We start from the raw sequence: 15,912 nt of genomic DNA on the forward strand, positions 1-15,912 counted from the left end.
CCCGCGTCATCGCCCCGGTTGCAGGGTGAGGCTCTCGACCCCGGCGGCAATGATCACGCCGGTGGTGGCCTGAACACTGATCGGCTGCAGGGCGATGCTGTTGTTCGAACCACCGAGCAGCACGTTTCCGCCCACCCCAACTACGGCCGCTGCCATGGCGTCGACCCCGACATAGGTGCCGGCAAGGTCGCCGCGACCGGGCTGCACCACGGGCGCGAACACGTTCCAGGCCAGCGCAGTGTTCTCCGTGAAGCCGATATCGAGGCCGAGCTTCCGCATTGTCGCAACGTAGTAGTCCTCCGGCAGTCCGTTGATCCGCAGGACACATCGAAGGTTGACCACGGCTCCGACCAGGAACCCGACGGTCGCGCCACCGAGACATTCGAGCACGCCAACTTGTACCTTCTGTGCCGGTGCCGGTTGCTGCGCGTGACCGGGCGACACGAGCGCGCTCAACATTGCGGCGACGATGGCGATTGAAAGACTCCGGTGACGACGCATAAAGAACCCCCTTGTGAGTTGAAAGACGATGCCTGTTGGGCATCACGGACAGAGTTTGAGTGAACCGGTAGAAGGGTCCGGGCAACGCACGTCGCCCGGACCAAGTGGCATCATTTCCTGCGCATGCCGGGACGGATTCGGCGGCTGCGCTACATCGACTTTTTCTCATCGTCACCGATCTCGGTAAATTCGGCATCGACGACGTTGTCATCCCGGCCCGGGCCCGCGCCGGGCGCCCCATGCGGCGCGGCACGGATGGCCTCACCCAACTTCATCACGTTCTGCTGGAGCACGCTCGCCTTGCTGGTGATCGCAGCCGCGTCGTCGCCTTTCAGCGCCTCGCGCAGATCCGACATGGCGTTCTCGACCGCGCGACGGTCCGTGTCGGAAAGCTTCGAGCCGTGCTCGACGACCGTCTTTTCCGCCGAATGCAGCAGCGCCTCCGCGGTGTTCTTCGCCTCGACGGCTTCCTTGCGCTTCTTGTCCTCGACCGCGTGCGCCTCGGCCTCCTTGATCATGCGATCGATGTCGGCTTCGGACAGGCCGCCGGACGCCTGGATCTGAATGCGCTGCTCCTTGCCGGTCGCCTTGTCCTTTGCCGAGACATTGACGATGCCGTTGGCATCGATGTCGAAGGTGACCTCGATCTGCGGCACACCGCGCGGCGCCGGGGCAATGCCCATCAGGTCGAACTGCCCGAGCAACTTGTTGTCGGCGGCCATTTCGCGCTCGCCCTGGAAAACGCGAATGGTCACCGCGTTCTGATTGTCTTCCGCCGTCGAGAACACCTGGCTCTTCTTCGCCGGAACGGTAGTGTTTCGCTCGATCAGGCGCGTAAACACGCCGCCCAGGGTCTCGAGGCCGAGCGACAGCGGCGTGACGTCCAGCAGGAGAACGTCCTTGACGTCACCTTGCAGCACGCCGGCCTGGATCGCCGCGCCGATCGCAACGACCTCGTCGGGGTTGACGCCCTTGTGCGGCTCCTTGCCGAAGATCTTCTGCACGATCTCCTGGATCTTCGGCATCCGGGTCATTCCGCCGACCAGGACGACCTCGTCGATGTCCTGGGCCTTGAGCCCGGCGTCCTTGAGCGCATTGAGGCAGGGCTCGATGGTCCGTTGCACGAGATCGTCGACCAGGGATTCGAACTTCGCGCGGGTCAGCTTGACCTGAAGGTGCTTGGGACCGGTTGCGTCGGCCGTGATGAACGGGAGGTTGATCTCGGTCTGCGTCGTGGTCGAGAGCTCGATCTTGGCCTTCTCCGCTGCCTCCTTGAGCCGCTGAAGGGCGAGATTGTCCTTGCGCAGGTCGATGCCCTGCTCCTTCTGGAACTCGTCGGCCAGGTAGTTCACCAGCCGCATGTCGAAGTCCTCACCGCCGAGGAAAGTGTCCCCGTTGGTGGCCTTAACCTCGAACACGCCATCGCCGATGTCGAGAATGGAGATATCGAACGTTCCGCCGCCGAGATCGTAGACCGCGATCTTGCTCTGCTTCTTCTTCTCCAGACCATAAGCGAGCGCTGCGGCCGTCGGCTCGTTGATGATGCGCAGCACCTCCAGGCCTGCGATCTTGCCGGCATCCTTGGTCGCCTGCCGCTGCGCGTCGTTGAAATAGGCGGGGACGGTGATGACCGCCTGCGTGATCTTCTCACCAAGGTTAGCCTCGGCGGTCTCCTTCATCTTCTGCAGGATGAACGCCGATATCTGCGACGGCGAATAGGACTTCCCGCCGGCCTCGACCCAGGCATCGCCGTTCGAAGCCTTGATGATCGTGTAGGGAACGAGCTTCTTGTCCTTCTCGACCATCGGATCGTCATACCGACGGCCGATCAGGCGCTTCACCGCGAAGATGGTGTTGGTGGGATTTGTCACGGCCTGGCGGCGCGCGGGCTGACCCACAAGGCGCTCGCCGTCGCTCGTGAACGCCACGACCGACGGTGTTGTGCGCATTCCCTCGGCATTCTCAATGATGCGCGGGTTCTTGCCGTCCATGACGGCAACGCAGGAGTTCGTCGTTCCGAGATCAATACCGATTACTTTTCCCACTGTCGCACCCTCCTGTTTCGCTTGTTTCTCTTCGCTGTCGTTCACCGAACCGGTGTAGAATGCTTCCCTGACCACCAGGTCGGCGTGTCGAAGCTATCGGCGTCCAATGCGTGTGCGTGTCGTTCGTCGATATGGGCGGCGCAACGGCCAGCAAGGCCTGGCGCAGACCTGTTCGATCTCCAGCACGATGTACGTCTCATGACGCCTTCGGCTTCGGATTGGCATTGTACGCCTCTTCCGGTGCGGCCGCTCCGGCTTTGTTCCGGTCCGGCGTCGTCGGCGCGCCGCCCTGGGCGGCAACTTGAACGGGTATTCTGCGGGCGCGTTCCTTGTCCCTGTTGATCGGCAATGCCACAATCAGAACTCCATTGTCGAAGTCGGCCTTCATCTTGTCTGTGTCGACCGAATAAGGCAGGCGCAACGTGCGGAGCAATGTGCCGTGGGAGCGCTCGAGGATGTGGAAGCTCTCCTTGTCGTCCGCCCTGTCCAGCGTCTTCTCCGCGCGAATGGTGAGGATGTCATCGACGAGCGTAACGTCGATGTCCTCCGCCCTCACACCGGGAAGGTCGGCACTGATCCGCATTTCACCGTCGGTCTCGCTCACATTGATGCTGGGCATGAAGGGACCCTGCCGATCGCCACTGAGATGCGATTGGCGATGAAGATGACCATGCAGGAAGACCTCGCCGAACAGACGATTGATCTCGTGATGGAGCGAATGGAAGGGAGCTTCGATATCACGCTGAATCGGATTGCCCGATCGAACAGGTGCGGTGGAATTCGGCGCCATCATTCTCTCCCTGTGCGACGACGGGCTCTTCCTTTCGAAACTCGGGCTCTTCATTGCAACAGGCATGCCATCCCCGACAGCCAACGGTAACAACGACTTAGAAGTGCATCGATCGCGACGGCGGACATTTTGTCTCGGCTGCACGGGACAAGTTGTCGATGAAGCGGGATGGCATTTCATGCTCCGCTCGCGATGCCGACCTTCGCGGGACGCAATGCGCGGGCGCCGATCGCGTAACCCGGTTGCAGAACCTTCATCACAGTGCCGCGCGGCACGGACGGATCCGGCACCTCGAACAACGCCTCGTGGAAATTAGGATCGAACCGTTCGCCGACGGGATCGAGCTTCGTGATGCCGTGCTTTTCCAGCACGCGCAGCAACTCCTTCTCGGTGAGGCCGACACCTTCGACCAGCGTCTTCAGCGCCCCCTCCCGCTCCCGGACACTATCGGGAATGCTGGCAATGGCACGCTCCAGGTTATCGGCCACGTGGAGTATGTCGCCGGCAAATTTCGTGATCCCGTACTGACGCATGTTGTCGAGATCGCGCTCGGCGCGGCGACGCGTGTTCTCGACCTCGGCCAATGCGCGCAGCAAGCGGTCCTTGAGCTCGGCATTCTCAGCGAGGAGCTGGGTGCGATCCTCCGACGAACGATCGGTTGCTACGGCTCTCCCGAAATCCGCAGCGTCCCCAGGGTCAGGCAGGGCATCGCTCACGGTTGGCAGCGTGTGAGCCGAACTTGCCGGGCCGTGTCCATGCGGATCGTCGTCGGGTGGCCATTTTCGCTCCGTCATCTAGTCCTCCCTCGCAAGCGGACAGCGTTTCCCTGTCCTGTTCACCTAGTGGAGCCCGCTAGGCCGCGCGAAACCGCAGGCCGACACCGACCAGCGCGCAGCCCTGAAAAACGAGATCGATCGCCAGAACAAGACCGAGCAACCACAGACTGTTGACCGGCCAGCCAAGCAGGAAAACCAGCCCTGCGATCGCGGTGACGACACCCGAGGCAACGATCCAGCCCCAGCCGTGGTCGGTTCGCGTCTGGAATCCGAGCCAGAGGCGGGCGATGCCCGCCGCAAGCGTGAGCAGCGCCAGCATCAGCGTCAGAAACACCGAGGCAAGCAGCGGATTCATCGATGTCACGACGCCAGCGGCCGCGTAGAGGACGCCACTGATCATCCACCACAGGAAGCCGCCCCAGTTCTTCACGCGGAACGCCTGCACGATCTGCATGGCGCCCGCTACGATCATTCCCGCGCTCACGTAGAAGACCGTCACGATGGTAGCCAGCAGCAGGTTGCCGGCCGCGACAGCGCCCAGGACAATGAAAAGGAGCCCGAGGCCGACGAACCAGCCCCACTTGGCGTGCACGTCCGCAAATGCGCGAGACAGCATGGACGTATGATTGGTGGTTGTCATCGGAGCCTCCGGAATTCGAACCGGCGAGCTCGCTTCAGCCGTGTGCAACCGGCACTCCGGCGTGAAGGCGCCACAGCACACTCGCCACCGCACACCAGAGCAACAGGCATGCCAATCAGGAAACCACGTTATGTCAGACGCTTGGTGGTTCGACCGCATGCAAGAAGGACAATTTGTCCGCGCGCCACCGGACAGAATGTCGAGGGAACGCCGCCGCTGGGGAAGCGCATGCGTTGCATCTCGATGACGAAGAGCGGCGATGGCTTGGTCATCGGCAGCTTAGGGGGCATGTGCAGCCATCCCGGCACTTGGCCAGGCTGAAGAGAGGTCGGCTACCCCCTAAGGTGTCTCAACGGTCAGTCTTTCGAGGGCTTCGGCTGAGTTTCGCTCACAGGATCGGAGGCCGGAAAAGTCTCTTCGAGGCCTTCTTCGAGCCGGGTCATTTTCATATCCGCCTCGATCGCCGTCTTGGGATCTACCGCGAGCTTATCGACGGGGGCGGGATCGAATTTTTTCTTCATGGACAGAGACCAGGGTGACCGGAATTGCACCTGATGCGCACCCCATTCGTTCCTTTGGCAACTCCGCACATCCGCAAGAGCGTCATTGGGCATCCGTCGACGGCACCCTGCGCATGTCAATCCGGGAAGACCGCGTCGCGCTCCCGAACGAGAGACGGCCCCGCCGATTCCTACGCTGGGCTGCACTACAGCACTCTCGTGAGGAAGTAGTGGTTTCCTTCGCTGGACCTTGGCTCAAAAAAACGGATGAGACGACAAGGACAGCGCTTGCCAGATCAAAACTGGAGATTGGCAACAAGTAACTACGAATTTTGCCGGGTAACAATGTGGGAGCAGGCCATTGCGAAAACCTTATTCCTATCAATGGCTTATTGCCTATGGTGCGCTCGGAGGGACTCGAACCCCCACGGTGTTACCCACTGCCACCTCAAGGCAGCGCGTCTACCAATTCCGCCACGAGCGCTTGGGATACCGGATGGAACCCCGAAGGCACCGCCGGATCGACGGGGCCATGTAACAAATCACGGATGCAGGGACAAGGCGATTAATGCGGGAATTAACTGCGAACGCCGGGAGATTTCGGCAGCATTTGCTTGACCTCGACCGCAATCCGGTTGCGGTCGACCAGGACCACCCCGCTGGCCACCGGCAGGTTGTTGGCGAGGATCTTGACCTCGTCGGCCTCCGTGGCATCCAGTTCGATGATGGCGCCGCGGGATAGGCGCATGACCTGGTGAATCGGCATCGTGGTGGTGCCAAGGACCACCATGAGATCAACGCTGACTTTATCGAGGGTGGGCACTTCTGAACCGCCGAACTGGAACTAGATTGTGGGTTCACTTGACCACGTTAGGGTTAGCTAATGGTTAACGACCGCCAGAGCCTCGATTTGACGACCTTTGCGCGCCCTTCGGGCGACCGCGCGGTCGAATGGCGGATTTCGGACCGCGCGGTGCCCTACCCCGATTCGCTCGCCGCCATGGACGACCGGGTGGCGAAGATAGCGGCGGGCTCGGCCCCCGAACTGGTATGGCTGCTGGAGCACCCGCCGCTCTATACCTCCGGCACCAGTGGCAAGGCCGACGATTTGCTCGCGCCGCGCTTTCCGACCTTCCAGAGCGGCCGCGGCGGCCAGGTCACCTATCATGGCCCGGGCCAGCGCGTCGCCTATGTGATGCTCGACCTCAAGCGGCGCCGGCCCGATGTGCGCGCCTATGTCGCTTCGCTGGAAGAATGGATCATCCGCACGCTGGCCGCCTTCAACGTCCGCGGCGAGCGCCGCGAGGACCGCGTCGGGGTCTGGGTGCGGCGCCCGGACAAGGGCGAGGGCCATGAGGACAAGATCGCCGCGATCGGCGTGCGGCTGCGCCGCTGGGTCTCGTTCCACGGCATCGCGATCAATGTCGAGCCCGACCTCTCCCACTTCCAGGCCATCGTGCCCTGCGGCGTGGTCGATCCGCGCTACGGCGTCACCTCACTGGTCGATCTCGGGCTGCCGGTCACGATGGCCGATGTCGACATCGCACTCCGGCAGGCCTTTTCCGAGGTGTTCGGCGACACCGCAGCGCGCCTGCCGGAAGCGACGTCATAGGCTTCACGCCGCCTTCTGCGGCGCTACCTCGAGCTTGCCGGCGATGTAGCGGCGCTCCTGGGTGAGGCCGCCGAAACCATAGGCGTCGCCCTTCACCTCGTCGACATGGGCGTAGCTCTCGGTGTGCAGCGGCCCGAGCAATTCCTCCATCCGCTTGAACAGCGCCGCGAGATAGGCCGCCTTCTCGTCCTTGGTGTTGGTGCCCTCGGTGACGTGGATGTCGAGCCAGTAGCTCGCGAGCCCGTGCTCGGCGAGCGGCTTGCCGCCCGCGAACCAGTCGGCGGCATCGGCGCACTTCACAATGATCGCAGTGACCTTGGGATCTTTGTGCAGAATCCGTGCGGTCAGGTCCGACACGGCGGCGGCGATGTCGGACTTCAGCGACGGCCTCTCGCGCGAGGTCGCGTAGGTGACGGTGATGAGCGGCATGATCGGTCTCCTTGAATCCGGTTGGCGCGGGTCAATCGCGCCTCTTCTAGCTAGACCTTCGCGCATCATCTTGGTATCTTATCTATTTAGATAGCAATGATAACGATCATTGATCATGACAACCACGCTCGATATCGACACCGTGCAGGCCTTCCTCCTCGTCGCCGAGCTTCAAGGCTTCACCCGCGCCGCCGAGGCGCTTGGCACCACGCAAGCGGCGATCAGCATGAAGTTGCAGCGGCTCGAAACGGTGCTGGGCAAGCGGCTGGTCGAGCGCTCGCCGCGCGCGGTGCGGCTGACCGCCGACGGCGTGGCGTTCCTGCAGCACGCCCGCGCGCTGATCGAGGTGCATGATCGCGCGCTGGCCGGCGAGACACCGGCGCGCCAGCAGCTCACGCTCGGGATCAGCGATCACGCCGCGGGCCCGGAGCTGGTGCCGCTGCTGGAGCGGCTGCACGCGACGGCCTCCCAGCTTGCCCTCTCCGTGACCATCGGCTTCTCCCGCGAAATGCTCGATACCTACGATGCTGGCGAGCTTGACGCCGTGATCGTGCGCCAGGAAGGCAGCCGGCGCGGCGGCGAGAAGCTGACCGAGGACGAATTCGGCTGGTTCGCCGCCAAACGCTTCGTCTGGCCGCGCGGCGATGCGCTGCCGCTGGCAACGCTGGCGCCGCCCTGCGGCGTGCGCGCCCTCGCCGTGCGCGCGCTCGACAAGGCCGCTATCGCCTGGACCGAAAGCTTCGTCGGCGGCGGCGTCACCGCGGTGGTGGCGGCCGCGCTTGCAGGGCTTGCCGTTGCACCCCTGGTCCGCCGCATCGCGCCGCCGGGCCTGGTCGATATCGGCCCTGCCCACAAGCTACCGCGGCTCGGCACATCGAAGGTGATGCTGCATTCGAAAGTCGGCGATCCCGCCAAGCTCGCGGCACTCAGGACGCTGGCTGCAACGTTTCGGAGCGTGGCGTCTGCGGCATAGGTTGAACATCGTAGCGGTTCACATCGAGTCTTCGCCTGTCGCCAGTTCGGACATGACGAACCAGTAGGTCAGGCCGGCGACAAACCCGGCCACGACGAACAGGCAAACCAGTCCGGATGTCCAGACAGCCGGGGATCGTAGAAGGACACTGATGCTCAACGCACCGATCGCCGCGCCTGCGCAGGCGAAAAATCCCGCGGCTCGGATATGGAACTCCTGAGTGAACCAGACGACGATCGCAGTTGGAATTGCTGTGAGCAGACAAGTGATGACGAAGATCGCGGCCGACGGAAGCAGCATCACGACAATGCCGTAGAGCAGCCGCGCGACATCGCCGTGCGACGTCATCATCAGAATGGTCTGACCGACGGCGGAAATCACCGCGGTCGCGGCGCCACAGCCCGCAAGCCAACCTCCGAATGCACGGGAACAGGTGCTGCACATCCAGGCCTCCTCACAAGATCGCATCGAACGCGCTGCGCAAGGTTTCGTGCCGGAACACAAAGCCGTTGCTCAGCGCCTTGTTCGGCAGCACGCGCTGGCCGCCGAGCAAGAGCTCGTCGGCGAAGTCGCCGCCGACGGCGCGAAGCAGCGCCGCCGGCACGCGGAAGATCGCCGGCCGGTGCAGACGGCGTCCGAGCTCCTCGGTGAATTTCGTGTTGGTCACCGGGATCGGCGCGGTCGCGTTGACAGGACCGGACAGCTCAGGTCTCGCAATCACATGCGCGATCAGACGCACGAGGTCGTCGCGCTCGATCCACGACATCCACTGCTTGCCCGAGCCGAGCGGGCCGCCGAGACCGAACTCGAACGGCGTCAGCATCCGCGTGATGAAGCCGCCGTCGGTGCCGACCACGAGACCGATCCGCAAATATGCCACGCGCACGCCGTGATCCGCAGCCGGCTTCGCCGCATTCTCCCAGGCCTCGCACAATTCGTGACTGAAGCAGGCGTGGGATTTCGCCGACTCCGTCAGCACCTGGTCCTGCCAGAGTCCGTACCAGCCGATCGCGGAGCCGCTCACGAGTACCGACGGCTTGCGTTCGAGGCGCGCGATCAGCTTGATCACGTCAGACGTCATGTCGATCCGTGAGGCGATGATCTTGCGGCGCTTGGCCTCGGTCCACAGGCCGTTGCCGATCGGCTCGCCCGCGAGATTGACGATGGCGTCGATCCCGGAGTCGGCGGGCAATTGGTCGAGGCTCGTGATCAGCGTCACCGGCGGCATCAGCATGTCGGCCTTTGCCGGATTGCGGATCAACGCAATCACCTGATGGCCGGATGCGGTGAGGCTCGCGACCAGGCGGCTGCCGATGAAGCCGGTCGCGCCGGTGACGAGCACGGTCTGCCGCGTCGGCAATTTCTCGACCAGCGTCGCGGCCGGCACGCTGGCCATCCGTCCGAGGCGTCTGGCGGCGGCAAAGTCGCGCGCGCCGAACAGCGCGGCGCCGAAGGCCGCAGCCGTCGCGAACAGACTTAACGGACCCGCATAGGCCGGCGCGACGGCGGTCGGCAGCATCGCCCAGCCGATCAGGACCGGCACCAGCAGCACGAGGATGGCGCCGTAATTGATCGCCAGCAGCGTGTGATTGATCCGCTCGCTCGGCGGCAGCTTTCGGCTCAGATCCTCCTCGACGAAATCCATCAAGGTGATGACGACCTCGACGACGAGCACGGCCATGATGGCGATCGCAAGAATGCCGTGCACCTCCAGCCAGCCGAGCACGAGGAACAGCAGCGCATAGAGCATGTTGCGCACGCTGTGCAGCTGGAGCTCGTGGCGCTGCGAGGGACGCCAGGCCAGCCGCTCGGTGAATTCGTGGTGATAGAACGTATCGAATGCGCCCATCGCAATCTGGATGGCGACAAGCGTCCAAAGCAGCGGCGTCATGGCGTGGCCTCCCTGAACACAGCGGACTGACGGATCAGCCGACCGAAACGCGGGTGGATGATCTCCAGCGTGAAGCGGAAGTCGCCGCAGCCGAGATCGGAATGGGTTACGGTGAGATCGCCGGGCGTGAGCCATTCGGGCAGCGGCATCCGAAACGGGCCGAGCTGCAGCGAATAGCCGACGCTGCGAAACACCAGCGCCTCGTGCTCGACCGCGATCCGCAGCGCCATGCTGACGCCGAAGCCGACATACTCCTCGAGCCCGGTCGATCCTGCAAAACGCTTGGCGGAATGAATCACCTGCGGGAAGCCGTCGCGGCGCGCGCAGATGCGGGTCCAGACCTGGCCGCCGCTTGCGGCGTCCTCGGTAACGGTGACGATCATCGGCACGCGCGTTTCGGTGCCGGTCGGGAACGGTCCGCCGATCAGCCGCGCTGCCTGCGCCAGCCACCAGCCGATGCGGCTGCACGCCGCCTCCTCGACCTCGCCGACATAGACGACGGTGTTGCCGTCCTCGAACCGTTTCGAGAAGCGCCGCCAGATCGCAACCGGCAGGCGGCCCCAATCCTCGTCCGACAGCAAGGCGCGGAAGCGATGGTCGTCAAGCAGCTTTGTATCGGAAGTCGGCGCTGTCTTTAAGGTGGATATCCTTGCTGACGCCATCGCACACTCCCGTTACACCGCCGCCTTTATTTGGCCCTGCCCGTGGGCAGGAAACTCACGATTTTCTCGCCGAGCTTGATCAGCGCGACCAGGCGCGGCCGCGGCACGTTCAGCATCTGCGTGTACCAGCGGTCGACCAGCTCGGTGAATGTCAGCATCTCCTTGAGCCGCTTGCTCGCGAGCGGGCTGATCGCCGGATCGTCGGCCGCGTCGGAGACGCAGGCGCGCAGCGCTGCGAGCGCGGGATCAATCTCGCGCTCCTTGCGTCCCGCCGCGATCTTGGCCGCGACCTCCCAGATGTCGGTCTCGGCCTCGAAGTGGTCGCGGCGGTCGCCAAGGATCGGCACCCGCCGGATCAATCCCCAGGACAACAGCTCCTTGATCGAGTTGGAGACGTTGGAGCGCGCCATGCCGAGGGTGTCGGCGATGTCCTCCGCCGTCATCGGCGCTTCGGCGAGGTAGAGCAGCCCGTGGATCTGGCTGACCGAGCGGTTGACGCCCCATTCGTCGCCCATGTCGCCCCAATGCAGGATGAAGCGCTCGACGACGGCAGGAAGTTTTTTCTTGGCGGATATTTCTGTCATAACAGAAATATCAGACCGTTCGGAGCAGAAGTCAAGGCTGGTGGCGCGGCCCTACGAAGACGCGGGCGACATGGCAGGTCTCCTGACCTATCCGACGCCCCGGCAAATGCCGTTCGTCACAGGTGAGGAGTTTTCCTTTGTGGCCCCGAGCTCTTCGTCCAAGCTGATCCGGGTGGATGATTTTTGGGCCGTGCACCGGGTCGCCCGCGTCACGGCCGCAATGGAGATTGCGCATGCCAGCGTCCGACAAGGAGTTCGTTGGGTCCATTCCAGAGCTTTACGACCGGTTCCTCGTGCCGATGATTTTCGAACCCTACGCACGCGATCTGGCGCAACGCGTCAAGGCTCTTGGTCCGCGCGACCTGCTTGAGACGGCAACCGGCACCGGCGCCGTCACCCGCGCGCTGTCGTCCGCGCTCGGGCGCGACACCAGGATCGTGGCGACCGACCTGAATGAACCGATGCTCGAACGAGCGAAGTCACAGATGCCGAGCGGGACCGCAATCACCTGGCGGCAGGCCGATGCACTGAACCTGCCGTTCGACAATGCGAGCTTCGACGTCGTCGCCTGCCAATTCGGCGCGATGTTCTTCCCCGACAAGCCCAAGGGTTATTCGGAGGCTCGCCGTGTGCTGAAGCCGGGCGGCCGTTTCCTGTTCAGCATATGGGGTCGCATCGAAGACAACGAGTTCGCCGACGTGGTGACCCAGGCATTGGCGGAGGTCTTTCCGGCCGATCCGCCGCGCTTCCTGGCGCGCACGCCTTATGGCCACTACGCGGCCGATCCGATCCGGGCCGACCTTGCAGCCGCGGGCTTCAGCAAGATCGAGATCGACGACGTCCGGCTGCAAAGCCGGGCGAATGCGCCGCATGATCCTGCGATCGGCTTTTGCCAGGGATCACCGCTCCGCGGCGAGATCGAGGCGCGCGGCGGTATCGGCCTTGAGGCTGCGACCGAGCACGCCGCATCGGCGCTCGCGCGCCGCTTCGGCAGCGGCGCGATCGAAGGCCGGATTCAGGCGCTGGTGATCTCGGCGGTCGCGTAACGACGCGCTTCAGACCGTCGGCAGGACCGAGAACCGCTCCCCTGCCCGGCGCTGGTTCAAAAGATCGGAGTTGCCTGATGCGGCGTGCACGGCAGCGACGCGCGCCGAGAACGGACCGCGGTTGCATGCCGCAATCATGTCAGTGACGCCGTCGTCGGGGCCGGCAAACACCGCCTCGACGCTGCCGTCGCGGCGATTGCGGACCCAACCTTCGAGGCCGCGTGCGTTTGCCTGCTCGTCGACCCAGGCGCGATATCCGACGCCCTGGACGTGACCGCTAATGGTGACGTGGCGGATCACGCCGCTCATTTCTTCAGACCGAGGAACTCGCCGCTGCGCGCCTTGGTCTCCGCCTCGCGCATGACGCGACCGGTCAGTTCGGACGAAGCGATGCCCTTCAGGTTCTTCGGCGAGGTGCCTTCGCGCAGCGCCTTCAGCGTCTCGTAGACGGCCAGGGTCGCGGCCGCGAATGGCGCGTGGCCCTGCAGCGCGATCCTGACGCGCCGGCTTGCCAGATAGTCGAGCGCGGTCATCTCCTCCGGCGCGCCGCCGAGCACGATCGGCAGCGTCGTCGCGGCCGAGAGCGCCTCCAACTCGCCGCGCGATTTGATGCCGGTGAAGAACAAGCCATCGACGCCGACCGCCTCATAGGCCCTGGCGCGAGCGATCGCATCGTCGAGATCAGTGATCGAGACGGCACCGGTCCGGCCCAGGATGACGAGCGATGGATCGCTGCGGCCGTCAAGCGCGGCCTTCATCTTGCCGACCCCCTCTTCCAGCGAGATCAGCTGGGTCTTGGCCTCGCCGAACGCTTGCGGCAGCAGCGTGTCCTCGATGGTAAGGCCGGCCGCGCCGGCGGCCTCCACCTCCTGAACCGTGCGACGGACATTGAGCGCGTTGCCGTAACCGTGGTCGGCATCGACGAGCACCGGCAGCGTCGACGCACGCGACATGCGGCGTATCTGCTCGGCGAATTCGGTCAGCGTGATCAGCGCAATATCGGGATCGCCGAGCACGGCGAGCGAGGCCACCGAGCCGCCGAACATGCCGAGCTCGAAGCCGAGATCGTCAGCAATCCGGATCGAGGTCGCATCATAGACCGAGCCCGGGCGGATGCAGGTTGATCCGTTGAGAATCGATCGCAGTGCTTCGCGGCGTTTGCGGAAGGCCATGATGTGTCTCCATCCACGTCATTGCGAGGAGCGAAGCGACGAAGCAATCCATCTCTCATCATATGAGGCTAGATGGATTGCTTCGCTGGCGCTCGCAATGACGGTGCTAAGCGAACTCCAGGATCAGCGCGTCGACCGCAAGCGTAGCGCCGGCGGCGGCGTGGATCTTCTTGACCGTGCCGTCACGCTCGGCGCGCAGCACGTTCTGCATCTTCATGGCTTCGACCACCGCCAGGGTCTCGCCGGCCTTGACCTCCTGCCCCTCGGTCACCGCGATCGACACCACGAGACCGGGCATCGGGCACAGCAACTTCTTGCCGGTGTCGGCGGCCGAGACCACCGGCATCAGCCGGGCCGAGGTCGCCTCGGTCTCGGTGAAGACATAGACCGGGACCTCAAAGCCCTGATGCGCGAGGCGGAAGCCGTTGTTGATCGCCCGCACCTGCACGGCGACAAAATTGCCGTCGACGGTGCCCTGCCAGACCGGCTCGCCCGGCACCCAGCCCGACACCAGATTGTGCGGATTGCCGGGCAGCCCGTCGGCGCCGATGAAGCGCACTGCAATCGCGTCATCCTCGCGCGCGACGTCGAGCGCAATCTCGGCGCGGTCGAGCCACACCGCGCGGCGGCGCTCGCGCAGCACCACGCGGCCGCCCATCTGGCCGGAGATCTGCCGCTTGCGCTCGCCCAGCACGTGGTCGATGGCGGCACCGACCGCGGCCAGCCGCCGCGCGATCTCGCCCTCGGGCGCGCGCGCCGAAAACCCCTTGGGGAACTCTTCCGCGATGAAGCCGGTCGACAGCCGGCCCTCGCGCCAGCGCGGATGGTTCATCAAGGCCGACAGGAACGGAATGTTGTGCCGGATGCCGTCGACATAGAAGGCGTCGAGCGCGGTCGCCTGCGCCTCGATCGCCGCGGCGCGCGACGGGGCGTGGGTGACGAGCTTGGCGATCATCGGATCGTAATGGATCGAAATCTCGCCGCCCTCCTGCACGCCGGTGTCGTTGCGGATCGTGATGCCGTCATGGCTGGCCTCGGCCGGCGGACGGTATTTCACCAGGCGGCCGATCGACGGCAGGAAGTTGCGGAACGGATCCTCGGCATAGACGCGGGATTCCACCGCCCAGCCGGTCAGCGTCACGTCCTTCTGCGCGATCGCGAGCTTCTCGCCGGCCGCGACGCGGATCATCTGCTCGACGAGATCGATACCGGTGATCAGCTCGGTGACGGGATGCTCGACCTGCAGGCGGGTGTTCATCTCCAGGAAGTAGAAGCTCTTGTCCTGGCCGGCGACGAATTCCACGGTGCCGGCCGAATCGTAGTTCACCGCCTTGGCCAGCGCGACCGCCTGCTCGCCCATCTTGCGGCGGGTGGTCTCGTCAAGCAGCGGCGACGGCGCCTCCTCGATGACCTTCTGGTTGCGGCGCTGGATCGAGCACTCGCGCTCGCCGAGATAGATCACGTTGCCATGCTTGTCGCCGAGCACCTGGATCTCGATGTGCCGGGGATCGACGATGAACTTCTCGATGAAGACGCGGTCGTCGCCGAACGACGACTTCGCCTCGGCCTTGGCGAGGTTGAAGCCTTCGGCGACCTCCGCCTTCGAATGCGCGATGCGCATGCCCTTGCCGCCGCCGCCGGCGGAGGCCTTGATCATCACGGGATAGCCGATCTCGTCGGCGATCTGGACGGCGTGCTTGTCGTCCTCGATGACGCCGAGATGACCCGGCACGGTCGAGACCTTGGCCTTCGCAGCGGCCTTCTTGGATTCGATCTTGTCGCCCATCGCGGCGATGGCGCCGGGGTTCGGGCCGATGAAGACGATGCCGGCGGCTTCCAGCGCGCGCGGAAACGCCTCGCGCTCGGACAGGAAGCCGTAGCCGGGATGCACCGCCTGCGCGCCGGTCTTGCGGCAGGCCTCGACGATCTTGTCGATCAGAAGATAGCTCTCGGCCGCGGCCGGCGGTCCGATCAACACGGCCTCATCGGCCATCTCGACATGCAGCGCATCGCGGTCGGCCTCGGAATAGACGGCGACCGTCTCAATCCCCATACGGCGCGCAGTCTTGATGACCCGGCAGGCGATCTCGCCGCGGTTGGCGATCAGGATTTTCTTGAACATGCTCTTCTTGCTTGGGCTTCTTAGGACTTGGGCTTTGGCAGGATTCCTCCCCGCGCAATCTGGCACGGGCGATTGGGCGTAACCACTCCGTGGTACAGCAAATTGCCCCGGAGGCAACGGTCTAATGCACGCCTTGCCCGATGCTTGGCCAAATCCTCGGCCAAATCCT

The 15,912-nt window shown here is 64.3% G+C and carries 18 protein-coding genes and 1 tRNA gene; 3 read left to right on the top strand and 16 right to left on the bottom strand.

All coding sequences use genetic code 11. The features are described 5' to 3' along the window. Positions 1–6: 6 nt before the first annotated feature. From QJT82_RS09700 to QJT82_RS09735, 8 genes are all read right to left on the bottom strand, one after another. On the bottom strand, positions 7–459 hold the full coding sequence (locus QJT82_RS09700) for a DUF992 domain-containing protein (protein ID WP_245288649.1): 453 nt from the start codon (positions 457–459) through the stop codon (positions 7–9). Between the two features lie 191 nt (positions 460–650). Next, entirely contained in the window at positions 651–2,546 is a 1,896-nt protein-coding gene (dnaK, locus tag QJT82_RS09705) for a molecular chaperone DnaK (RefSeq protein ID WP_028339199.1), read from the bottom strand. Between the two features lie 196 nt (positions 2,547–2,742). Further along, complete coding sequence (locus QJT82_RS09710; protein ID WP_259266156.1) at positions 2,743–3,336, bottom strand: Hsp20/alpha crystallin family protein; 594 nt, start codon at positions 3,334–3,336, stop codon at positions 2,743–2,745. Between the two features lie 176 nt (positions 3,337–3,512). Next, the gene (gene grpE, locus QJT82_RS09715) at positions 3,513–4,052 is read right to left on the bottom strand and encodes a nucleotide exchange factor GrpE (RefSeq protein WP_245288650.1); all 540 of its coding nucleotides are present in this window, start codon (positions 4,050–4,052) and stop codon (positions 3,513–3,515) included. 136 nt (positions 4,053–4,188) lie between these two features. Continuing rightward, positions 4,189–4,752, bottom strand: coding sequence for an HdeD family acid-resistance protein (locus tag QJT82_RS09720; RefSeq protein ID WP_264641798.1), 564 nt, complete (start codon positions 4,750–4,752; stop codon positions 4,189–4,191). A 356-nt stretch (positions 4,753–5,108) separates the two neighbouring features. Further along, complete coding sequence (locus QJT82_RS09725; RefSeq protein WP_196238126.1) at positions 5,109–5,273, bottom strand: hypothetical protein; 165 nt, start codon at positions 5,271–5,273, stop codon at positions 5,109–5,111. A gap of 378 nt (positions 5,274–5,651) precedes the next feature. Further along, a tRNA-Leu gene (locus QJT82_RS09730) sits at positions 5,652–5,736 on the bottom strand. A gap of 93 nt (positions 5,737–5,829) precedes the next feature. Beyond that, the gene (locus tag QJT82_RS09735; protein ID WP_021080574.1) at positions 5,830–6,075 is read right to left on the bottom strand and encodes a FliM/FliN family flagellar motor switch protein; all 246 of its coding nucleotides are present in this window, start codon (positions 6,073–6,075) and stop codon (positions 5,830–5,832) included. A gap of 60 nt (positions 6,076–6,135) precedes the next feature. On the opposite strand from QJT82_RS09735, the gene lipB reads away from it, so the two are divergent. Beyond that, entirely contained in the window at positions 6,136–6,864 is a 729-nt protein-coding gene (lipB, locus tag QJT82_RS09740; protein WP_028339201.1) for a lipoyl(octanoyl) transferase LipB, read from the top strand. 3 nt (positions 6,865–6,867) lie between these two features. Here the strand turns inward: lipB and QJT82_RS09745 are convergent, their stop codons facing one another. Then, positions 6,868–7,293, bottom strand: a complete 426-nt coding sequence (locus tag QJT82_RS09745) for a 4-oxalocrotonate tautomerase family protein (protein ID WP_028339202.1) — start codon at positions 7,291–7,293, stop codon at positions 6,868–6,870. A gap of 115 nt (positions 7,294–7,408) precedes the next feature. Between QJT82_RS09745 and QJT82_RS09750 the strand changes: the two genes are divergently transcribed. Then, positions 7,409–8,266, top strand: a complete 858-nt coding sequence (locus QJT82_RS09750; protein ID WP_028339203.1) for a LysR family transcriptional regulator — start codon at positions 7,409–7,411, stop codon at positions 8,264–8,266. 18 nt (positions 8,267–8,284) lie between these two features. On the opposite strand, the gene QJT82_RS09755 is transcribed toward QJT82_RS09750, so the two are convergent. The 4 genes from QJT82_RS09755 to QJT82_RS09770 are packed head-to-tail and all read right to left on the bottom strand — an operon-like array spanning position 8,285 to position 11,403. Continuing rightward, a complete protein-coding gene (locus QJT82_RS09755) occupies positions 8,285–8,710 on the bottom strand; it encodes a hypothetical protein (RefSeq protein ID WP_028339204.1) in 426 nt (141 codons plus the stop codon). Between the two features lie 10 nt (positions 8,711–8,720). Beyond that, positions 8,721–10,157 carry a TIGR01777 family oxidoreductase gene (locus QJT82_RS09760; RefSeq protein WP_028339205.1) on the bottom strand — a complete coding sequence of 479 codons (1,437 nt, stop codon included), beginning with the start codon at positions 10,155–10,157 and terminating at the stop codon, positions 8,721–8,723. After that, entirely contained in the window at positions 10,154–10,819 is a 666-nt protein-coding gene (locus QJT82_RS09765) for a DUF4166 domain-containing protein (RefSeq protein ID WP_028339206.1), read from the bottom strand. Before QJT82_RS09765 ends, QJT82_RS09760 begins: the two co-directional genes overlap by 4 nt. A gap of 26 nt (positions 10,820–10,845) precedes the next feature. After that, positions 10,846–11,403: a MarR family transcriptional regulator gene (locus QJT82_RS09770; RefSeq protein WP_028339207.1), complete on the bottom strand. Its 558-nt coding sequence runs from the start codon at positions 11,401–11,403 to the stop codon at positions 10,846–10,848. A 233-nt stretch (positions 11,404–11,636) separates the two neighbouring features. On the opposite strand from QJT82_RS09770, the gene QJT82_RS09775 reads away from it, so the two are divergent. Continuing rightward, entirely contained in the window at positions 11,637–12,449 is an 813-nt protein-coding gene (locus tag QJT82_RS09775) for a methyltransferase domain-containing protein (RefSeq protein ID WP_028339208.1), read from the top strand. Positions 12,450–12,458: 9 nt separating this feature from the next. Here the strand turns inward: QJT82_RS09775 and QJT82_RS09780 are convergent, their stop codons facing one another. The 3 genes from QJT82_RS09780 to QJT82_RS09790 all read right to left on the bottom strand — a co-directional run bounded on the left by QJT82_RS09780 (position 12,459) and on the right by QJT82_RS09790 (position 15,743). Beyond that, positions 12,459–12,758: an acylphosphatase gene (locus tag QJT82_RS09780; RefSeq protein ID WP_028339209.1), complete on the bottom strand. Its 300-nt coding sequence runs from the start codon at positions 12,756–12,758 to the stop codon at positions 12,459–12,461. Beyond that, complete coding sequence (locus QJT82_RS09785; RefSeq protein WP_028339210.1) at positions 12,755–13,621, bottom strand: isocitrate lyase/PEP mutase family protein; 867 nt, start codon at positions 13,619–13,621, stop codon at positions 12,755–12,757. The genes QJT82_RS09780 and QJT82_RS09785 overlap by 4 nt, the downstream gene beginning before the upstream one ends. 106 nt (positions 13,622–13,727) lie before the next feature. Continuing rightward, positions 13,728–15,743 carry an acetyl/propionyl/methylcrotonyl-CoA carboxylase subunit alpha gene (locus tag QJT82_RS09790; RefSeq protein WP_028339211.1) on the bottom strand — a complete coding sequence of 672 codons (2,016 nt, stop codon included), beginning with the start codon at positions 15,741–15,743 and terminating at the stop codon, positions 13,728–13,730. Positions 15,744–15,912: the final 169 nt, after the last annotated feature.

Origin of the sequence: Bradyrhizobium sp. Mp19 (assembly GCF_029952935.1) — a bacterium.
Taxonomy (GTDB): domain Bacteria; phylum Pseudomonadota; class Alphaproteobacteria; order Rhizobiales; family Xanthobacteraceae; genus Bradyrhizobium; species Bradyrhizobium elkanii.